Below are 19,845 nucleotides of genomic sequence, written 5' to 3' on the forward strand. Positions count from 1 at the left end.
CCATGAGCTTCTCGCAGCCCGGTGCGTTCGACCTTTCCTCGCTGGCCACGCCGCGTCCCACGACCCCGTCCGACGGGGTCGCTCCCGCTCCTGAGGGAGCGGTCTACGTCATCGACGTCACCGAGGCCGACTTCCAGCAGGTGGTCGAGTCCTCGATGCAGCACCTCGTCGTGCTGAGCGTCTGGTCGCCCCGCTCCCCGCAGAGCGTCGAGTTCAACGAGGTCCTCGCGCGGGCCACGTCCGCGTACGGCGGAGCGCTGCAGCTGGCGAAGGTCGACGCGGACACCAACCCCGGCATCGCCCAGGCGCTGCAGGTGCAGGCCGTGCCGTTCGTGGTGGGACTCGTGCAGGGCCGTCCCGTGCCGCTGTTCCAGGGCACGGTGGACGACGCCGAGGTGAAGCGGTTCTTCGACGAGCTGGTGAGGCTCGCGCAGCAGAACGGCCTGAACGGCCGTGCCCAGCCGACCGGCGGCGCTCCCGTCGAGGCCCCTGACGAGCCCGAGGACGACCCGCGCTTCGCCGCCGCCGACGAGGCCTACTCCCGCGGCGACTTCGACGCCGCGATCGCCGAGTACGAGGCGCTGCTGGCGCAGGCCCCCGGCGACACCGAGGTGGCCGAGCGGCTGGCGGCCACGAGGCTCTACGCGCGCGTGGCCGGTGCCGACCTGCAGCAGGCGCGGCAGGCCGCTGCCGACGCCCCGGACGACGTCGACGCCCAGCTGCTGGTGGCCGACCTCGACGTCACCGGCGGACACGTCGAGGACGCCTTCCTGCGACTCATCGAGCTCGTCAAGCGCACGACGGAGGACGACCGCGACCGCGTCCGCGAGCACCTGCTCGAGCTGTTCACGGTGGTCGGTCTGGCCGATCCTCGCGTGGCGCTGGCCCGTCGCTCCCTGGCCGCCGCTCTCTTCTGAGCGGTCAGCGCGCCTGGTCGCGCACGGGGTCGGGCTGGCGCGGCGCCTCGCGGTAGGCGGGCAGCGGCGCGTCGGCGAGCGACTCGAGCAGCTCCGTGGTGGCCAGCGTGGCACGCTCGCGCACCGTGTCGAGGTCGCACCAGTGCACGGCCGCGATCTCGGTGCGCTGCAGGACCATCTGCTCGACCAGGTCGGCGTCGACGACGCCGAGGTCGAACACGAACAGGCACGCGTCGTCCCAGCGGCTCCACGCCGGGAGCCAGTTCATCGTCACGAGGCCCTCGACCTCGACCGTGATGCCGAGCTCCTCCTCCAGCTCGCGCACGAGGCCGGTCGCGGGGCTCTCGCCGACCTCGACCACGCCTCCCGGCAGGTCCCACTCGCGCTTGTACGTCAGCTCGCACAGCAGGACGCGCCCGTCGCGGTCGCGCAGGATGCCCTGACCGATGACGCGCTTGCGGGGGAGTCCGGCGTTGAGGATGGCGACGAAGCCGTCGCGGCTGAAGGCGGGCGGGTCGTCGACGATCCGCCCGAGCAGCACGAGGTCGGGCTCGCCCCCGGGCGACCGCGCGATGCCCTCGCGTCGCAGCCCCGCGATCGACGCGGCCCGCAGGCCGAGGGTGTCGTCGGCCGGCACCCTGGCCTCGATCCGGGTCCATCCCAAGTGGTCGAACGCGTACTCCACGCCGATCCGCAGGGCCCGGCTGGCCACCATGGCGCCGGGCCCGGACGAGAAGTTCCAGCGCATCGACCCCAGCTGGCGGCCGGCCTTGCCCGTGGCGCTCTGCAGGGCCACGGTGCCAATGCGGTCGCCGCCGTAGATGGCGGCGAAGCCGTGCAGGTCGTCGGCGCCGGAGGTGGGCTCCAGCACGAGGTCGTCGTCGCGCAGGGTGGGGGAGGAGTCGGCAGGCTCGGTCACCTGGCCGAGGCTACCGGCCGTCGTGATGGAATCGGGCCCATGACCGATCCGCGGATCCGCCCTGCCACCCCCGACGACGTCGCCGCGATGGTGCGCCTCGTCCACGACCTCGCGGCGTACGAGCGCGCTCCCGAGCAGTGCGTGCTGACCGAGCCGATGCTCCACGAGCGCCTCTTCGGCGAGCGGCCCGCACTGTTCGCGCACGTCGCCGAGGTGGACGGCGCGGTCGTGGGCCTGGCGGTGTGGTTCCTCAACTTCTCCACGTGGGACGGGGTGCACGGGATCTACCTCGAGGACCTCTTCGTCGACCCGGCGCAGCGCGGCACCGGACTCGGTCATGCGCTGCTGGCCCGACTGGCGCAGGTGTGCGTCGAACGAGGCTACAGCCGCCTGCAGTGGCAGGTGCTCGACTGGAACACCCCGTCGATCGAGTTCTACGAGGCTCTCGGCGCCGTGGACCTGGCCGACTGGCGGACGTATCGCCTCGCGGGCGAGCCGCTCCGGGCCCTCGGCTCGCCGTCCTGACGCTGTCCTATGCTCGCCCCAACCCACACAGGAGGCTCCATCATGGCCGAATTCGTCCGACTCGAGGTGACCGACGGCGTCGGCACGATCCGCCTCGACCGGCCCAAGATGAACGCGCTCGACGCGCAGGTCCAGACCGAGCTGCTGGAGGCGGCGCGCGAGGCCGATCGCCGCGACGACGTCGCCGCGGTGGTGGTGTGGGGCGGCGAGCGGGTCTTCGCCGCGGGTGCGGACGTCAAGGAGATGGCCGACATGGGCTACCCCGAGATGTTCCGCCACGGGCACCTGCTGCAGGAGTTCACACGGGCCGTCGCCGCGATCGGCAAGCCGACCGTCTCGGCCATCACGGGGTTCGCCCTCGGTGGCGGACTCGAGCTGGCGCTGGCCACCGACCTGCGCTTCTGCGCCGACGACGCCAAGCTCGGCCAGCCCGAGATCCTGCTCGGCATCATCCCCGGCGCGGGCGGCACCCAGCGCCTGGCCCGCCTGATCGGTCCCTCGAAGGCCAAGGACCTCATCTACACCGGCCGGTTCGTCGGTGCCGAGGAGGCGCTCGCCCTCGGCCTCGTCGACGAGGTGCTGCCGGCCGCCGAGGTCCACGACCGGGCCGTGGCATGGGCGTCGCAGTTCGTCGGCGGGCCGTCGATCGCGCTGCGCACGGCCAAGGACGTCGTCGACCGCGGTCTCGAGGTCGACCTGCAGACGGGTCTGGAGATCGAGCGCGCTGGCTTCAGCGCGCTGTTCGCCACGCAGGACCAGGCTGACGGCATGCGCTCCTTCGTGGAGAACGGGCCCGGCAAGGCCACCTTCACCGGGAGGTGACCCATCCCACTGCGGCTGGGATGTCGGCCTTCGTTACCTTTCGGTAACATCAAAGTCAGGAAGGGTCGCCTCACCCACGAATTGCTTCGCGTGGCAAGGTGGACCCGATAACTCGCGGGTGGTCAAACTGTCTCCCGCGCCCCGAATTCACAGGAGGGTCCTCGTGACCAAGATCGTTGTCGCTGTGAAGTACGTGCCGGACGCCACGGCGGACCGCACGTTCGACGCTGATAACACTGTCGATCGTGAGAACGTCGACGGGCTTCTGTCCGAGCTCGACGAGTACGCGGTCGAGCAGGCCCTGCAGGTCGTCGAGGCCGGCGACGGTGAGGTCACCGTCCTGACCGTCGGCCCGGCCGATGCCTCGGACGCGGTCCGCAAGGCCCTGCAGATGGGTGCCGACGCCGGCGTCCACGTCGAGGACGACGCCATCGCCGGATCCGACGCCTTCGCGACGTCGCTGGTCCTGGCCAAGGCGATCGAGAAGCTCGACTACGACATGGTGTTCTTCGGCATGGGCTCCACCGACGCCGGCATGGGCGTCGTTCCCACGCTGGTCGCCGAGCGCCTCGGCCTGCCCGCCATCACCTTCGCCTCCGAGATCTCGGTCGACGGCGACACGGTCAAGATCCGTCGCGACGGCGATGCCGCCACGCACCAGATCGAGGCCACCGGCAAGCTCGTCGTGTCGGTCACCGACCAGACGGGCGAGGCCCGCTACCCGTCCTTCAAGGGCATCATGGCGGCCAAGAAGAAGCCGGTCGAGGAGTGGAGCCTGGCTGATCTGGGCATCGACGCGGCCGAGGTCGGCCTCGACAACGCCTGGACCAAGGTCGAGTCCACGACCCCCCGCCCGCCGCGCACCGCCGGCGAGATCGTCACCGACGAGGGAGACGGCGGCACCAAGCTCGTCGAGTTCCTCGCGTCCAAGAAGTTCGTGTGAGTAGGAGCCTGAGTCAATGAGTGAAGTTCTCGTTCTGATCGAAGCCCCCCAGGGCAAGGTCACGAAGCCCTCGCTGGAGCTCCTGACGATCGCCCGTCGCATCGGCGAGCCGTCGGCCGTCGTGTTCGGCGACGCCGACACCAGCGTCCTGACCGAGTACGGCGCGGAGAAGATCTACACCTACGCCGACAGCGCCTTCGAGGAGTACCTCGTGGCGCCCAAGGCCGAGGCCCTGGCCGCGCTGGTCGCCGACAAGGCGCCCGCCGCCGTGCTCGTGCCGTCGTCCTCGGAGGGCAAGGAGATCGCGGCCCGCGTCGCGCTCAAGTCCGACTCCGGCCTGATCACCGACGCCGTCGACGTCACCGTCGACGGTGGCTCGATCACCACCACCCAGATGGCGTTCGCCGGCAACTTCACCGTCGCCGCGCAGGTCACCAAGGGTGCTCCGGTCATCGCGGTCAAGCCGAACTCGGCCGCCCCGGAGGCCACCGCGGGTGCCGGTGCCGTCGAGGCCGTCTCGTTCGACGTCCCCGACTCGGCCAAGCAGGTCAAGATCGTGGCCTCGGAGCCGCGCGTCTCCACCGGCCGCCCCGAGCTGACCGAGGCCGCCATCGTGGTCTCCGGCGGCCGTGGCACCGGCGGCGACTTCACCGAGGTCGAGGCCCTGGCCGACGCCCTCGGTGCGGCCGTGGGTGCCTCGCGCGCCGCGGTGGACTCGGGCTGGAAGCCGCACACGTTCCAGGTCGGCCAGACCGGCAAGACGGTGTCGCCGCAGCTGTACGTCGCCAACGGCATCTCCGGTGCGATCCAGCACCGCGCCGGCATGCAGACGTCCAAGACGATCGTCGCGGTCAACAAGGACGAGGAGGCGCCGATCTTCGAGCTCGTCGACTTCGGCGTCGTCGGTGACCTCAAGTCGGTCCTGCCGCAGGCGACCGAAGAGATCAACAAGCGCAAGGGCTGATCTAGCCCCCGCTCGGCGGCCCCGCTCCCTCCCGGGAGCGGGGCCGCCGTCGTTCCCCTCGGGGCCTTTCCACGGGCTCGCGACGGGCCGCGACGTTTGGTTGCAGTTCGGTGAAGTCGGCCCGGCGGAGTGGGCTGGGACACCTTCCAGGTGATACCTATGAATCACGCGCGTACATTGCACGTTTTCACCACGTACGCCCTTCACAGGAGGAAATACATGCGAACTCGGCGTTCAGCCCTCGCAGGTGTCGCCCTCGCCGCAGTTGCCAGCCTCACCCTGGCGGCCTGCTCGAGTGGCGGCGACGACGACAACGGCGGTTCGGATTCGACCGATGCGGTCATCACCGCGTACAGCACCGAGCCCCAGAACCCGCTGGTCACGACCAACACGAACGAGGTCGGTGGCGGCAACATCATCGACCTGATCTACGCGGGCCTGGTCTCGTACAAGGCTGACGGCTCCCAGGAGCTCGAGGTCGCCGAGTCGATCGAGTCCGAGGACAACAAGGTCTGGACGATCAAGCTCAAGGACTGGCAGTTCACCGACGGCACTCCGGTCACGGCCGAGTCGTTCGTCAAGGCGTGGAACTACGGTGCCGCGGCTGAGAACGCCCAGCTCTCCTCCTACTTCTACTACCCCATCGAGGGTACCGACGACGAGGGCATCATCCTCGACAAGGGCACCGAGATGTCGGGTCTGAAGGTCGTCGACGAGAAGACCTTCGAGGTCACGCTCAAGAACCCCGAGGCGCTCTTCCCGCTGCGTCTGGGCTACTCGGCCTACTTCCCGCTGCCCGAGGCCGCGTTCGCCGACATGGCGGCGTTCGGCAAGGCCCCGATCGGCAACGGCCCCTACAAGCTCGACTCGTGGGAGAACAACGTCGAGGCCGTCATGTCCGTCAACGAGGACTACGACGGCAACCGCCCCGCCAAGAACGGCGGCGTGACGTTCAAGTTCTACACGAACCCGGACTCGGCCTACTCCGACGTCCAGGCGGGCAACCTCGACGTGCTCGACCAGGCTCCGCCGAGCGCCCTCACGACGTTCAAGACCGACGACTCGGTCCAGGCGTTCGAGGCGGCCGGCACGGTCAACAGCACGATCACGATCCCCGAGTCGCTGGATCACTTCTCCGGTGAGGAGGGCAACCTGCGTCGCCAGGCCCTGAGCCGCGCGATCAACCGCAAGGAGATCACGGACAAGATCTTCGACGGCACGCGTTCGCCGGCGAAGGAGTTCAGCTCCGAGCTGATGCCTGAGTACACCGAGGACATCGAGGGTGCCGAGGTCCTGGAGTTCGACGCCGACGAGGCCAAGAAGCTCTGGTCCGAGGCCGACGCGATCGCTCCGTGGTCCGGCAAGTTCGTCATCGCGTACAACGGTGACGGCCCGGGCAACAAGGAGTGGGTCGAGGCGCTGACCAACCAGCTCAAGAACAACCTCGGCATCGATGCCCAGCCCAAGGCCTACGCCACGTTCGCCGAGCTGCGCACCAAGGTCACCGACCGCACGATCGGCACCGCGTTCCGTACCGGTTGGCAGCCCGACTACCCGTCGGTCTACAACTACCTCGGTCCGATCTTCGGCACGGGCGCCGGCTCGAACGACGGCGACTACTCCAACAAGGAGTTCGACAAGCTGCTGTCCGACGCGCTGAGCGCCGAGGGCGACGAGCAGGCCAAGCTGCTGGCTGACGCGCAGGGGATCCTCATGAAGGAGCTCCCGGCTCTCCCGCTCTGGAACACCAACGTCGCGGCTGTCGCGGCCACGGGTGTCGAGAACGTGGAGTTCAACTGGCAGAACAAGCCGGAATACCAGAACATCACCAAGTGATGCTTCGCTGATGTGGGGCGGCACCAACCCGGTGCCGCCCCACACTCATGACCGAAGGCGACCCGGCCGCGCGCTCGAACCGCGGGCCAAAGGTACGCTTAATCGATGCACGGGTCGACCCTCGTGCTGCGGAGGTTCCTAACTATGTGGTGGTACATCGGCCGGCGGATCCTGCAGGCCATCCCAGTCCTCCTGGGTTCCACGCTGCTCATCTACGCCATGGTCTTCGCCATGCCCGGCGACCCGATCGTGGCGCTGTTCGGCGAGAAGCCCGTCTCCGACGCGGTCCGCGCGGAGATCGAGCAGCAGTACAACCTCGACAAGCCGTTCCTGGTGCAGTGGCTGCTCTTCCTGGGCAACGCGGCGCAAGGTGACCTGGGCGTCTCGTTCTCGGGCCGCCCCGTCAGCGAGCTGCTCGCGGAGACCATTCCGGTCACGTTCAAGCTCGCGTTCATGGCGCTGATCATCGAGGGCGTCCTGGGCATCGCGGCCGGCTTCTTCGCCGGCCTCAAGCGCGGCAAGCTCTTCGACTCCACGATGCTGGTGACCTCGCTGCTGGTCATCGCGGTCCCGATCTTCGTCTTCGGCTTCACGATGCAGCTGATCTTCGGCGTCAAGCTCGGCTGGGCCCCGGTCACGGTCGGCGGCGACGCCAGCTGGGACCGCCTCATCATCCCGGCGTTCGTCCTGGGGTTGGTGTCGTTCGCCTACGTGCTGCGCCTCACGCGCACCTCCGTGGTGGAGAACCTCACCGCCGACCACGTGCGCACCGCGCGAGCCAAGGGCCTCAACGACGGGCAGGTCAACCGGCGCCACGTGCTGCGCAACTCGTTGATCCCCGTCGTGACCTACCTCGGTGCCGACCTGGGCACCCTGATGGCCGGCGCCATCGTGACCGAGGGCATCTTCAACATCCCCGGTCTCGGCAACCTCGCCTTCCGCGCCATCCAGCAGAAGGAGGGCCCCACGATCGTCTCGGTCGTCACGGTGATGGTCCTCATCTACATCGTCATGAGCCTGATCGTCGATCTCCTCTATGCCTGGCTCGACCCGAGGATCCGTTATGCCTGAGTTCCCCATCGATCTCCCCCCGAAGACCCTGCCCGGCCAGGAGCGCTTCGTCGCTCCCGTCGAGGTGACGCCCCTGGCCGACACCGGTGCGTTCGACGAGTCCCGCAGCCCCGAGAGCCAGTGGAAGCAGGCGTGGAAGCGCCTGCGGAAGAACTGGATCTTCTGGGTCTCGGTCGTCATCTTGTTCTTCGTCACGATCGTGGTGCTGTTCCCGCAGCTGTTCACCGACATCGACCCCACGCGCGCCGACCTGAGCCGCAGCCTCGAGGGCCCCAGCGAGGGCCACATCGCCGGGTTCGACAAGCAGGGCTACGACGTGTTCGCCCGGACGATCTACGGCGCCCGCGCCTCGGTGCTGGTGGGCTTCCTGTGCACGCTCGTGGTCACCATCCCCGGTGTGCTCTTCGGGGCGATGGCCGGCTTCTACGGCGGCCTGTCCGACACGTTCATCTCCCGCGTGGCCGACATCTTCTTCGCGATCCCGCTGCTGCTCGGTGCGCTGGTCGGCCTGTCGATCATCAACAACCTGTGGCCCGACCGCGGCTACTGGGGCTTCATCCTCACGGTGGTGTTCGCCCTGGCGGCGTTCGGCTGGCCGCAGGTGCTGCGCATCTCGCGCGGTGCCGTGCTGGAGGTCAAGAACCTCGAGTTCGTCGACGCGGCGCGCGCGATCGGCAAGACCCGCCGCGCCAACCTGTGGGGCCACGTGGTGCCGAACTCCCTCGCCCCGGTGATCGTGCTGGCGACCGTGTCGCTGGGCGTCTACATCGTGGCCGAGGCCACGCTGTCGTTCCTGGGTCTGGGCCTGCCGACCAGCATCGTCTCGTGGGGCAACGACATCTCCGCCGCACAGAACCAGGTGCGCTCGGGCGAGCGGCTCGGCGTCATGTTCTGGCCCGCCTCGGCGCTGGCCCTGACCTCGCTGGGATTCATCCTGCTGGGCGACGCCGTGAGCGACGCCCTCGATCCGAAGTCGAGGAACCGCGAATGAACGCCACCCCGCTGCTCGAGGTCACCGACCTGCACGTCGCGTTCCGCCAGAACAAGGAGGACATCCCCGCCGTCCGCGGTGCGAACCTCACGGTCTACCCCGGTCAGACCGTCGCGATCGTGGGCGAGTCCGGATCGGGCAAGTCCACCACGGCCCACGCCATCATCGACCTGCTGCCGGGCACCGGCCGGGTCACGGGCGGGTCCATCCTCTTCGAGGGCAAGGACATCGCGCAGTCCAGCAAGAAGGACATCCTGGCCGTCCGCGGCTCGCGCATCGGCCTGGTGCCCCAGGACCCGATGAGCAACCTGAACCCGCTCGTCAAGGTGGGCAAGCAGATCGCCGAGGTCCTGGTGGCCAACGACGTGGTCAAGGGCAAGGACGTCGAGCGACGGGTCGTCGAGCTGCTCGAGGAGGCCGGCCTGCCCGACGCCGAGCAGCGTGCGCGCCAGTACCCGCACGAGTTCAGTGGTGGGATGCGCCAGCGCGCGCTCATCGCGATGGGCCTGGCCGCCCGGCCGAAGCTGCTCATCGCCGACGAGCCCACCAGCGCGCTCGACGTGACGGTGCAGAAGCAGATCCTGGACCACCTCGACCAGCTGACCGCCGATCTGGGCACCGCGGTGCTGCTGATCACGCACGACCTGGGCCTGGCCGCCGAGCGCGCCGACCACCTGGTCGTCATGTACAAGGGCCAGATCGTCGAGTCGGGTCCCGCGCTGGACATCCTGCAGGATCCGCAGCACCCCTACTCCAAGCGCCTCATCTCCAGCGCCCCGTCGCTGGCCTCGCAGCGGCTGCTGTCGCAGCAACGTGCCGAGGTGCGCGAGCAGGCGCAGGAGGTCGCCGAGGAGCTGGCCGGGGAGGTCGCCCAGCTCGAGTCGGAGTTCGGCGCGGGCTCCGACATCGTGCTCGAGGCCAAGAGCCTGCGGAAGGTGTTCAGCATCCCCGGCTCGGCCCCGTGGCGCAAGAACGAGTTCGTCGCCGTCGACGACGTCTCGTTCAAGCTGCCCCGCGGCACCACCACCGCCATCGTGGGCGAGTCCGGCTCGGGCAAGTCCACGGTCGCGCGCATGGTGCTCGACCTGCTGGAGCCCACGAGCGGCACCGTCGAGTTCGACGGGGTCGACATCTCGACCCTGCGCACCAAGAAGCAGCAGCTGGCCTTCCGCCGGCAGATGCAGCCGGTGTTCCAGAACCCGTACGCCTCCCTCGACCCGCAGTACACGATCTTCCGGGCGATCGAGGAGCCGCTGGGCACGCACGGCATGGGCTCGAAGGCCGAGCGCGAGGCGCGGGTCCGCGACCTGCTCGACAAGGTCTCGCTGCCGTGGAGCGTCTCGCAGCGGTTCCCCAACGAGCTCTCCGGCGGCCAGCGCCAGCGCGTCGCGATCGCGCGTGCCCTGGCGCTGCAGCCCGAGGTCGTGATCCTCGACGAGGCCGTCAGCGCGCTCGACGTGCTGGTCCAGGCGCAGATCCTGTCGCTGCTGGCCGACCTGCAGGCCGAGCTGGGCCTGTCGTACCTGTTCATCACCCACGACCTGGCGGTCGTGCGCCAGATCGCCGACGACGTGCTGGTGATGGAGCGCGGCAAGCTGGTCGAGCACGCCTCGGTCGACGAGGTCTACAGCAACCCCAAGCAGGCGTACACGCGCCGGCTGCTCGACGCGATCCCCGGTGGATCCATCGAGCTCTCGCGCTGACCGTGCGGACACCTCACCGCGGGTGGTGGGCCTGAGGGCCTACCACCCGCGGTGTCGTCTCCGATGTGGGGGTTCGTGTTGACTCCTTCGAACAGGTGTTCGATCATGGAGGGGTGAGTCTCGCCGTCCCTCCTGCCGCCCTGGTCGATGACCTGCGGGCCAAGATCGGCCGGATGCAGGGACGTCCGTCGGTGCTGTCGATGCCCACGCATCCGGCGCTGTCGGGGCTGCTGGCGCTGCAGCCCGGCGGCAGCTACGCGGTCGACTCCACCAGCCTGGCCCTGCTGCTGATGGCGGGCCCGTCCCGCGACGGCGCCTGGTGCGCGATGGTCGGCAGCGACCGGGTCGGCTTCGAGGCCGCCGCCGAGGTGGGGGTCGACCTGGATCGCACCGTGTGGGTGCCCGACGTGGGCACCGACCCGGCCTCGGTGCTGGGTGCGCTGGTCGACGCGGTCGGCGTGGTGATGGTCGACCGGGTCACACTGCCCGAGCGCGAGGTCGCCCGGCTGAGGGCCCGGCTGCACCGGCGTCAGGGCGTCCTCGTGGCCGTGGGGGACTGGCCGCGGGCCGATGCCCGGCTGCGCCTGCGCGACACGGTCTGGGCGGGTCCCCAGGACGGGCACGGGCACCTGGTGGCGCGCCAGGCCACCGTCGAGGTCGAGCGCGGGGGTCGTGTCACGGGCTCGCGCCGGCTGTGGTTCCCCAGCCGCGAGCTGCGCGTGGCCCCGGTCGCCCTCGGCCGGTCGGCGGACCGTGACTCCCGCCTCGGGTCGTCGATGGAGCAGGTGGCGGGCTGATGCGCACGATGGTGGTGTGGGTGCCCGACTGGCCGGCGCTCGTGCACCAGGGCGAGCTGGCCGAGACGGCGCGCGGCGGGGGCGAGCCCTCGCCCGCGCTGGCGGTGTTCGACAAGGGCGTGGTGCTGGCCTGCACACCCGCGGCGCGCGCGCTCGGCGTGCGCCGTGGGATGCGTCGCCGCGACGCCCAGTCGCGCTGCCCCGACCTGGTGGTCTGCGACCACCGCCCCGAGGCGGACGCCCGCGCCTTCGAGCAGGTCGTCACCACGCTGGAGGAGCTCAGCCCCGGCGTGGCGCCCCTGAGGCCGGGCCTGTGTGCGCTGTCGGTGCCCGAGCGGTACTACGGCGGCGAGCCCGAGGCGGTCGCGGTGATGGCCGAGCACCTCGTCGGCCTCGGGGTGTGGGACGTGCGCTTCGGCATCGCCGACGGCGTCTTCGTCGCCGAGCTGGCCGCACGCCGGGCCCCGGCGCAGGACAGCGTGATCGTGGCGCCCGGCGGCAACGTCGACTTCCTGCGCGACCTGCCCGTGGAGGTGCTGGAGGTGCCGGCCCCCGCGGGCCCGGCCGCTCCCGGGCTCGACCTCGTCACGGTGCTGCGTCGGCTGGGGATCCGCCGGGTGGGGGAGTTCGCGGCCCTGCCCGCTCCTGATGTGCTGGCCCGCTTCGGCGCCCACGGGGCCCTGATGCACCGCTGGTCCCGGGGCGAGGAGGTGCGCCGCATCTCGCGGCGCACCCCGCCGCCCGAGCTGGTGGCGTCGGTGGGCTTCGAGCCGGCGCTGGAGCGCGCCGATGCGGTGGTCTTCAGCGCCCGCCAGACCGTGGAGGACTTCGTCCGCCGGCTCGACGCGGCGGGCCTGGTCTGCTCCACCCTGCGGATCGAGGTGGACGCCGAGGTGGCGGGGGAGCCCCGGGTGTCCAGTCGGCTGTGGCGCCATCCGCGGTGGTTCGGGTCGGTCGACGTGCTCGACCGCGTGCGGTGGCAGCTGTCGGCCGCCCCTCCGGGCGGGCCCGTCGTGGCGGTGCGCTGCGTCCCGGTCGAGGTCGAGCCCCTCGGCAAGCATGCCGAGAGCCTGTTCGGGGGCGGGCCCGACGACCAGGTGGAGCGGTCGGTGGCGCGGGTCCAGGCGTTGGTGGGTCCCGAGGGGGTCCGCTCGGTCGGGGTGCAGGGCGGCCGGGGACCGTCCGACCGCCGGTTGTCGGCCGCGTGGGGCGAGCGTCCCGCCGCCCAGCGGCCCCGCGACCGGCCGTGGCCGGGCAGCGTGCCGCCGCCGGCGCCGGCCACGGTGTTCGCCGAGCCCGCGCCCGCACAGGTGGTGGGCGCCGAGGGGATGCCGGTCAGCGTCAGCGGGCGCGGAGCGCTGTCCGGGCGTCCGGCGCGCTTCCGGGCCGGCGTCGACGCCGCCTGGCAGCCCGTGGCGGCCTGGGCCGGGCCGTGGCCGGTCGACGAGCACTGGTGGGACGAGGCCGCCGCCCGGCGCGTGGCCCGCTTCCAGGTCGTCGGCGTCGACGGCAGTGCCTGGCTCATGGTCGTCGAGAACGGCCACTGGTGGACCGAGGCCCGCTATGACTGAGCCGACCGGAGCGCTGGCAGTGACGTTGGCGGGGTCGACACGCCGTGAGGGTCCCCGCGAACGTCACTGCCAGCGGTTCGGGAGGTCCTGATGGGCTGGAACAACCCCGACATCTCGTGGCGTGAGCTGGAGGCGCGGCTGTCGGGCCGGTGGCGCGACCCCGCGCAGCCGCTGCCCGACGGGGGCGACGGTCCGGCGTTCTCGCGCAAGCGCGGCGCGTACCAGGCCCCCGAGGTGCCCGCCGCACCCGATGCGGTGGTCCCGTACGCCGAGCTGCACTGCCACAGCAACCACAGCTTCCTCGACGGGGCGAGCCACCCCGAGGAGCTCGTGCGCGAGGCGGTGCACCTGGGGCTGTCGGCCCTCGCGCTCACCGACCACGACGGCTTCAGCGGCGCGGCCCGGTTCGCCGAGGCGGCCCAGCTGCACGGCCTCCGCACGGTCTACGGCGCCGAGCTGTCGCTGGGCCTGCCCGGGCCGCAGAACGGCGTCCCCGATCCCGAGGGCGACCACCTGCTGGTGCTGGCGCGCGGCGTTCAGGGCTACCACGCGCTGGCCTCGGCGATCACCGAGGCGAACCTCGCGGGCGACGAGAAGGGCCGGCCGGTCTACGACCTGACCGAGCTCGCCGAGCGGGGCCGCGACCACTGGGTCGTGCTCACGGGGTGCCGCAAGGGCTGGGTCCGGCGCGAGGGCATCGCGGGCCTGCACCGGCTCGTCGACCTGTTCGGGGCCGAGCACGTGGTCGTCGAGCTGACCGACCACGGGGGGCCCGGCGACGGACCCGCCAACGACGCGCTGGCCGGGTGGGCCGCCGACCTCGGCCTGCCCACCGTCGCCACCGGCAACGTCCACGCGGCCCGTCCCGCCGACGCCCGGCTGGCCCAGGCCTTCGCCGCGGTCCGGGCACGCCGCAGCCTGGCCGAGCTCGACGGCTGGCTCGCCCCGCCGGCGTTCCTGCGCTCCGGTGCCGAGATGGCCCAGCGGTTCGCGCGGTGGCCCGGGGCGGTGGCCCGCTCGGTCGAGATCGCCGACGCGTGTGCCTTCGACCTGCGCAAGGCCTCGCCGCGGCTGCCCAAGCAGCAGGTGCCCCCGGGGCACACGCCGATGACATGGCTGCGCGAGCTCGTGCGTCGCGGCGCCGACCGCCTCTACGCCGCCGACCGCGACACCGCCGAGGCCCGGCTCCAGCGCGAGCTGGCGGTCATCGAGGAGAAGGACTTCGCCGGGTACTTCCTCATCGTCCACGACATCGTGGCGTTCGCCCGCAGTCGCGGGATCCTGTGCCAGGGCCGGGGCTCGGCGGCCAACTCCGCGGTCTGCTACGCCCTCGAGATCACGGCGGTCGACTCGATCAAGTACGGCCTGCCCTTCGAGCGCTTCCTGTCGGCCACCCGCGACGAGGAGCCCGACATCGACGTGGACTTCGACTCCGACCGGCGCGAGGAGGTGATCCAGTGGGTCTACGAGAAGTACGGCCGCCGCAACGCCGCCCAGGTCTGCAACGTCATCAGCTACCGGCCCAAGTCGGCCGTCCGCGACATGGCCCGGGCCCTGGGCCACTCGGTGGGCCAGCAGGACGCCTGGAGCAAGCGGATCGACTCGTGGTCGTCCGTCCGCACCGACGCCCCCGAGCAGGAGGCCGACGCGATCCCCGAGCCGGTGGTGCGCCTGGCCGAGCAGGCGATGAAGTCCCCGCGCCACCTGGGCATCCACTCCGGCGGCATGGTGCTCACCGAGCGCCCCGTCGGCGAGGTCGTCCCGATCGAGCGCGCCCGGATGGAGGGCCGCACCGTGCTGCAGTGGGACAAGGACGACTGCGCCTACATGGGCCTGGTCAAGTTCGACCTGCTCGGGCTGGGGATGCTCGGCGCCATCCAGCACACCTTCGACATCGTCGCCGAGCGCGTCGGCGAGCGGTGGAGCCTGGCCACGATGCCCAAGGAGGAGCAGGGCGTCTACGACATGCTGTGCCGGGCCGACTCGATCGGGGTGTTCCAGGTCGAGAGCCGGGCCCAGATCGGCACCCTGCCGCGGCTGCGGCCGCGGCGGTTCTACGAGCTGGTCATCGAGATCGCGCTGATCCGCCCGGGCCCGATCCAGGGCGGCGCCGTGCACCCCTACATCCGGCGCAAGCTCGGCGAGGAGCCGATCACGTACCCGCACCCGGTGCTCGAGCCCGTGCTGGAGCGCACGCTGGGGGTCCCGCTGTTCCAGGAGCAGCTCATGCAGATCGCGATGGTGCTCGGCGGCTGCACCGGCGACGAGGCCGACCTGCTGCGCCGGGCCATGGGGTCCAAGCGGGGGATCGAGAAGATCGACCGCCTCCGCGATCAGCTGTACCGGGGGATGGCCGAGAAGGGGATCACCGGCGACCTCGCCGACGACATCTACGGGCGGATCCAGGCGTTCGCGAACTTCGGGTTCGCCGAGAGCCACGCGATCAGCTTCGCGCTGCTGGTCTACGCCAGCAGCTGGCTCAAGCTGCACCACCCGGCGGCGTTCCTGGCCGGACTGCTGCGCGCCCAGCCGATGGGGTTCTACTCGCCGCAGTCGCTCGTGGCCGACGCGCGACGCCACGGGGTCGAGGTCCGCCGTCCCGACATCGTGCGGTCGGGCGTCCACGCCGACCTCGAGCCGCTCAGCGACCCGACCGGTCCCACCGGCCGCGCGTCGTGTGCGCACCCCGACCAGCCGCCGGTGGGGGAGTTCGACCCCTCCGCCGCGCCCGACTTCGCCGAGCACCGGCGCGACGGTCACCACGCGGTGCGCCTCGGGCTGACCTCGGTGCAGGGGATCGGCTCGGCCGACGCCGAGCGGATCGTGGCCGCGCGCCAGGAGCGCCCCTTCGCCGACATGGCCGACGTGGTGCGGCGGTGCGGTCTCAGCCGGGCCCAGCAGGAGCAGCTGGCCACCGCCGGCGCCTTCGACGACTTCGGCCTCACCCGGCGCCAGGCGATCTGGAACGCGGGCTACACCGACGGCCAGGACAAGCTGCCCGGCACGGCCATCGTGGCGCCGCCGCCGATGCTGCCGGGGATGAGCGACGTCGAGCTGACGCTCGCCGATCTCGAGTCGACGAAGATCTCGCCGAGCGAGCACCCGTTCGCGCACCTGCGCGCCATGCTCGACGCGGCGGGAATCCTGGCCGTGAGCTCCTTGGCCGATCACGAATCGGACCGAAGGATCAAGGTGGCAGGACTGATCACCCACCGCCAGCGGCCGTACACCGCCGGAGGTGTCACGTTCCTCAACCTCGAGGACGAGACCGGGATGCTCAACGTGGTGGTGTTCGACGCCGTGTGGCAGCGGCACCGCACCGTGGCGCGGTCCAGCGCCGCCGTGGTGATCCGGGGCCGCCTCGAGCACCAGCAGGGCGCGGTCAACCTCGTCGCCGAGACCCTCGAGCGGCTGATCGACCCGGCGGTGCCGAGCGGCCACCGGTCCCGCGACTATCGCTGACGGTTTCCCCGGTTACGTGAGTTTCCTGTCACTGAACGTGGGTTGCGATCCCCGTGAAGTGACAGGAAGCCACGTTCGGTCGCGGCACCAGGATTGCCGCAGCAGCGGGGATCGGTCCGACAGGTCCACGGGTGCCGCTGCCGAGGGCCTCCGCACTGAGCGTGAAGAACCTGCACTCAACGTGGTGCGCAAACCCCGGCAGGTGCCAGAGAACCCACGTAACCGGGGAATCCGTCACCGCCGTAACCCGACGTCCTCGCAGCGCGGCCGCGAGGACGAGAGCGGCGGGATCGCTAACGTCGGGTCCATGGAGATCCGCAGACTGACCGAGGACGACCGCGACGCGCTGGTCGCCGTGCGACTTCCGGCATTCGGGACATCGACGCTGGGCGGCGACCGGGTCGAGCACCCGGCGTACGAGCGCTGGGGGCTGTTCGTCGACGGGCAGCTCGCGGCCACCACCACGCGCAAGCCCTACGCGTCCTGGTTTGGAGGGCGTGAAGTGCCGACGTGTGGCGTCGGCGGGGTCGCGATCGCGCCGGAGTTCCGCGGGCGCGGCCTGCTGCGTCCGCTCATGGAGCGCCTGCACGACGACGCCCGGTCGCAGGGTGACGTCGTCTCGACGCTGTTCGCCAGCGCCCCCGGGATCTACGCGAGCCTGGGGTACCGGACCGTCGGCGCGATGGACACGATCGAGGTCGACGCGTCCACCCTGCACCGGTTCGAGCGGCGGCACGAGCTGCGACGGGCGACCACGGACGACGTGCCGACGCTCCAGCGGATCTACGCCGAGTGGGCGAGTCGCCATGACGGTCCGCTCACCCGCACGTCGGTGGAGTTCGACCACGACGCGTGGCTGGACGACGCCACGGGTGTCACGCTGGCGCTCGACGAGGGCGGTCGTGCCGTCGCGTACGGCGCCTGGAACCGGTCCGCGGGGGTCGGCGGGGACGCCCACGTCGAGGTCGAGGACCTCGTGTGGACCGACGACGCGGCGCGCGACTCGCTGCTGTGGATGTTCGGCACCTTCTCGAGCGTGACCCCGACGATCCGCTTCGACACCTCGGGCACCGAGCTGACGGACGTCCTGCCCGAGCACCGCGTGCGCGAGCACCGTCCCTACGACCTGCTCGTCCTGAAGCCCGAGGCGTTCGAGCCGCCGGCGGGCCCGGTGCTCATCCGCGACTACTTCTGACCCCGGGGCACGTGGTCTCGATACGCCGGCTCGTTCCTCGCCGTGCTACTCGACCACCGGCTTTCGTTCCTCGCTGTTCTGCTCGACCACCGGCGATCGAGTAGCGGGCGAGCGCAGCGAGACTGGGGGCACCTCCCGCTTGCGGGGGAGTTTCGAGATCATCGGACGACCACGACTCGGGACTTAGGGTTGACATGACCATAACTACCCCTTAGTGTCGCATTGACCCTAAGGAGGTGGGTGTGATGGAGCAACGCATCGAGCTGGCCGTGTCCACGGTGATCTTCGCGCTGCGCCCGCACCCCACCACGGGGCGCGACACGCTGTGGCTGCCGCTGGTCAAGCGCATCCGCGAGCCGTTCCTCGGCCAGTGGGCGCTGCCCGGTGGCCCTCTCAAGCCGGCCGAGGACCTCGTCACGTCGGCGCGCACCACCCTGCGCCGCACCACCGGGCTCGAGCCGTCGTACCTCGAGCAGCTCTACAGCTTCGGCGGCATCGACCGCTCGCCCGACCGGGTCGTCTCGATCGTCTACTGGGCGCTCGTGCGGCCCGACGAGGACGCGCGGGCGATCGACGGCGAGAACGTGGAGTGGTTCGTCGCCGACGAGGTTCCCGCCCTGGCCTTCGACCACAACGCGATCGTCACGTACGCGCTCGACCGCCTGCGCGCCAAGATCGCCTACTCCGACATCGCGCACGCGTTCACGGGCGAGGAGTTCACGATCGCCCAGCTGCGCGAGGTGCACGAGGCCGTCCGCCAGGTTCGCCTCGATCCCGCCAACTTCCGCCGTCAGGCACTCGCCCACCCGCGCATCGTCGCCACGGGCCGTCACGTCACCGGCACCAGCCACCGGCCGCCGGCGCTCTACCGACTGGAGACAGCATGACCCTCTCGATCAACGACCTCATCGTCACGGCGCCCGGCGACACGTGCGACGCCGAGCTGGCGAAGCAGCCGTGGGAGTTCGACCGGTTCCCCGGCTACGGTCCGGGCGCGTCCGAGGACGACGTCATCCCGGCTCCGGTCACCCGCCCGGGCCAGCTGCCCGCGGCGTATCAGCGCATGCCGGAGGCCGAGCTGCACGCCCGCATCCGTGCCGCCAAGGAGACCCTGGGCGACCGCCTCGTCATCCTGGGGCACTTCTACCAGCGCGACGAGGTGGTCCAGTACGCCGACTTCGTGGGCGACTCCTTCCAGCTGGCCAACGCCGCGCTGACGCGCCCCGACGCCGAGGCGATCGTCTTCTGCGGCGTGCACTTCATGGCCGAGACCGCCGACATCCTGGCCCGTCCCGAGCAGCGCGTCATCCTGCCGAACCTCGCGGCGGGCTGCTCGATGGCCGACATGGCCGACGAGGAGTCGGTCGAGGCAGCCTGGGAGGCGCTGACCGAGTTCTACGGTGACGACGACACCGTCCCGGTCACGTACATGAACTCGTCGGCCGCGCTCAAGGCGTTCTGCGGCCGCCACGGCGGTATCGTGTGCACCTCGTCCAACGCCTCCACCGTGCTGGAGTGGGCCTTCGAGCAGGGCCGACGCGTGCTGTTCTTCCCCGACCAGCACCTGGGCCGCAACACCGGCAAGGCCATGGGCGTGCCGCTGGAGCAGATGCCGATGATCAACCCGCGCCGTCCCGGCCTCGGGGTGGAGGAGGACGTCCTGCGCGACGCCCGCGTGCTGCTGTGGCCGGGGTTCTGCTCGGTGCACAAGCGCTTCACCGTGGCCCAGATCGAGCAGGCCCGCGCCCAGCACCCGGGCGTCCGCGTGATCGTCCACCCGGAGAGCCCCATGGCCGTGGTCGACGCCGCCGACGCCGCCGGGTCGACCGACGCGATCAGGAAGTTCGTCGCCGCGGCGCCCTCCGGCTCGGTCATCGCGATCGGCACCGAGATCAACCTCGTCAACCGGCTGGCGGCCGAGCACCCCGACAAGACGGTCTTCTGCCTCGACCCGGTCGTGTGCCCCTGCTCGACGATGTACCGGATCCACCCGGGCTACCTCGCGTGGGTCCTCGACGGCCTGGTCGAGGGCGAGGTCCGCAACGAGATCGTGGTGACCGACGACGTCGCCGTCCACGCCAAGATCGCGCTCGAGCGGATGCTCGCCGCCCTCCCGAAGGCCGACTGAC

16 protein-coding genes are annotated in these 19,845 nt (G+C 70.9%); 15 read left to right on the forward strand and 1 reads right to left on the reverse strand.

What is annotated here, in order from left to right:
- The first annotated feature begins 2 nt into the window (after positions 1–2).
- Entirely contained in the window at positions 3–917 is a 915-nt protein-coding gene (locus ACY1JX_RS15075; protein ID WP_462564468.1) for a tetratricopeptide repeat protein, read from the forward strand.
- A 4-nt stretch (positions 918–921) separates the two neighbouring features.
- On the opposite strand, the gene ACY1JX_RS15080 is transcribed toward ACY1JX_RS15075, so the two are convergent.
- Positions 922–1,836, reverse strand: coding sequence for an NUDIX hydrolase (locus ACY1JX_RS15080; protein ID WP_286929108.1), 915 nt, complete (start codon positions 1,834–1,836; stop codon positions 922–924).
- Positions 1,837–1,875: 39 nt separating this feature from the next.
- Between ACY1JX_RS15080 and ACY1JX_RS15085 the strand changes: the two genes are divergently transcribed.
- From ACY1JX_RS15085 to nadA, 14 genes are all read left to right on the forward strand, one after another.
- The gene (locus ACY1JX_RS15085; protein WP_462564469.1) at positions 1,876–2,361 is read left to right on the forward strand and encodes an N-acetyltransferase family protein; all 486 of its coding nucleotides are present in this window, start codon (positions 1,876–1,878) and stop codon (positions 2,359–2,361) included.
- Between the two features lie 42 nt (positions 2,362–2,403).
- Positions 2,404–3,183 carry an enoyl-CoA hydratase/isomerase family protein gene (locus ACY1JX_RS15090; protein ID WP_462564470.1) on the forward strand — a complete coding sequence of 260 codons (780 nt, stop codon included), beginning with the start codon at positions 2,404–2,406 and terminating at the stop codon, positions 3,181–3,183.
- Positions 3,184–3,346: 163 nt separating this feature from the next.
- On the forward strand, positions 3,347–4,126 hold the full coding sequence (locus ACY1JX_RS15095) for an electron transfer flavoprotein subunit beta/FixA family protein (protein ID WP_078700548.1): 780 nt from the start codon (positions 3,347–3,349) through the stop codon (positions 4,124–4,126).
- A 16-nt stretch (positions 4,127–4,142) separates the two neighbouring features.
- On the forward strand, positions 4,143–5,090 hold the full coding sequence (locus ACY1JX_RS15100; protein ID WP_286929104.1) for an electron transfer flavoprotein subunit alpha/FixB family protein: 948 nt from the start codon (positions 4,143–4,145) through the stop codon (positions 5,088–5,090).
- A gap of 219 nt (positions 5,091–5,309) precedes the next feature.
- Positions 5,310–6,926 carry a peptide ABC transporter substrate-binding protein gene (locus ACY1JX_RS15105; protein WP_462564471.1) on the forward strand — a complete coding sequence of 539 codons (1,617 nt, stop codon included), beginning with the start codon at positions 5,310–5,312 and terminating at the stop codon, positions 6,924–6,926.
- A 144-nt stretch (positions 6,927–7,070) separates the two neighbouring features.
- Positions 7,071–7,997, forward strand: a complete 927-nt coding sequence (locus ACY1JX_RS15110; RefSeq protein WP_462564472.1) for an ABC transporter permease — start codon at positions 7,071–7,073, stop codon at positions 7,995–7,997.
- Positions 7,990–8,988 (forward strand): ABC transporter permease, encoded by a 999-nt coding sequence (locus ACY1JX_RS15115; protein ID WP_181756600.1) that lies wholly within the window; start codon positions 7,990–7,992, stop codon positions 8,986–8,988. The genes ACY1JX_RS15110 and ACY1JX_RS15115 overlap by 8 nt, the downstream gene beginning before the upstream one ends.
- Positions 8,985–10,691, forward strand: a complete 1,707-nt coding sequence (locus ACY1JX_RS15120) for a dipeptide ABC transporter ATP-binding protein (protein WP_286929101.1) — start codon at positions 8,985–8,987, stop codon at positions 10,689–10,691. The genes ACY1JX_RS15115 and ACY1JX_RS15120 overlap by 4 nt, the downstream gene beginning before the upstream one ends.
- 113 nt (positions 10,692–10,804) lie before the next feature.
- Positions 10,805–11,488, forward strand: coding sequence for a hypothetical protein (locus ACY1JX_RS15125; protein WP_462564473.1), 684 nt, complete (start codon positions 10,805–10,807; stop codon positions 11,486–11,488).
- Entirely contained in the window at positions 11,488–13,059 is a 1,572-nt protein-coding gene (locus ACY1JX_RS15130) for a DNA polymerase Y family protein (protein ID WP_462564474.1), read from the forward strand. Before ACY1JX_RS15125 ends, ACY1JX_RS15130 begins: the two co-directional genes overlap by 1 nt.
- A gap of 90 nt (positions 13,060–13,149) precedes the next feature.
- Complete coding sequence (locus ACY1JX_RS15135; protein ID WP_462564475.1) at positions 13,150–16,521, forward strand: error-prone DNA polymerase; 3,372 nt, start codon at positions 13,150–13,152, stop codon at positions 16,519–16,521.
- A 307-nt stretch (positions 16,522–16,828) separates the two neighbouring features.
- The gene (locus ACY1JX_RS15140; RefSeq protein ID WP_462564476.1) at positions 16,829–17,716 is read left to right on the forward strand and encodes a GNAT family N-acetyltransferase; all 888 of its coding nucleotides are present in this window, start codon (positions 16,829–16,831) and stop codon (positions 17,714–17,716) included.
- 245 nt (positions 17,717–17,961) lie between these two features.
- The gene (locus ACY1JX_RS15145; RefSeq protein WP_286929094.1) at positions 17,962–18,603 is read left to right on the forward strand and encodes an NUDIX hydrolase; all 642 of its coding nucleotides are present in this window, start codon (positions 17,962–17,964) and stop codon (positions 18,601–18,603) included.
- On the forward strand, positions 18,600–19,844 hold the full coding sequence (gene nadA, locus ACY1JX_RS15150; RefSeq protein WP_462564477.1) for a quinolinate synthase NadA: 1,245 nt from the start codon (positions 18,600–18,602) through the stop codon (positions 19,842–19,844). The genes ACY1JX_RS15145 and nadA overlap by 4 nt, the downstream gene beginning before the upstream one ends.
- Position 19,845: the final 1 nt, after the last annotated feature.

The organism is Aeromicrobium sp. JP4, assembly GCF_054957925.1.

Bases quoted from the DNA above. Each gene is read 5' to 3' on its own strand.
- ACY1JX_RS15075 (WP_462564468.1), top strand. From the start codon at position 3: ATGAGCTTCTCGCAGCCCGGTGCGTTCGACCTTTCCTCGCTGGCCACG.
- ACY1JX_RS15085 (WP_462564469.1), top strand. From the start codon at position 1,876: ATGACCGATCCGCGGATCCGCCCTGCCACCCCCGACGACGTCGCCGCG.
- ACY1JX_RS15090 (WP_462564470.1), top strand. From the start codon at position 2,404: ATGGCCGAATTCGTCCGACTCGAGGTGACCGACGGCGTCGGCACGATC.
- ACY1JX_RS15100 (WP_286929104.1), top strand. From the start codon at position 4,143: ATGAGTGAAGTTCTCGTTCTGATCGAAGCCCCCCAGGGCAAGGTCACG.
- ACY1JX_RS15105 (WP_462564471.1), top strand. From the start codon at position 5,310: ATGCGAACTCGGCGTTCAGCCCTCGCAGGTGTCGCCCTCGCCGCAGTT.
- ACY1JX_RS15110 (WP_462564472.1), top strand. From the start codon at position 7,071: ATGTGGTGGTACATCGGCCGGCGGATCCTGCAGGCCATCCCAGTCCTC.
- ACY1JX_RS15115 (WP_181756600.1), top strand. From the start codon at position 7,990: ATGCCTGAGTTCCCCATCGATCTCCCCCCGAAGACCCTGCCCGGCCAG.
- ACY1JX_RS15120 (WP_286929101.1), top strand. From the start codon at position 8,985: ATGAACGCCACCCCGCTGCTCGAGGTCACCGACCTGCACGTCGCGTTC.
- ACY1JX_RS15130 (WP_462564474.1), top strand. From the start codon at position 11,488: ATGCGCACGATGGTGGTGTGGGTGCCCGACTGGCCGGCGCTCGTGCAC.
- ACY1JX_RS15135 (WP_462564475.1), top strand. From the start codon at position 13,150: ATGGGCTGGAACAACCCCGACATCTCGTGGCGTGAGCTGGAGGCGCGG.
- ACY1JX_RS15140 (WP_462564476.1), top strand. From the start codon at position 16,829: ATGGAGATCCGCAGACTGACCGAGGACGACCGCGACGCGCTGGTCGCC.
- ACY1JX_RS15145 (WP_286929094.1), top strand. From the start codon at position 17,962: ATGGAGCAACGCATCGAGCTGGCCGTGTCCACGGTGATCTTCGCGCTG.
- nadA (WP_462564477.1), top strand. From the start codon at position 18,600: ATGACCCTCTCGATCAACGACCTCATCGTCACGGCGCCCGGCGACACG.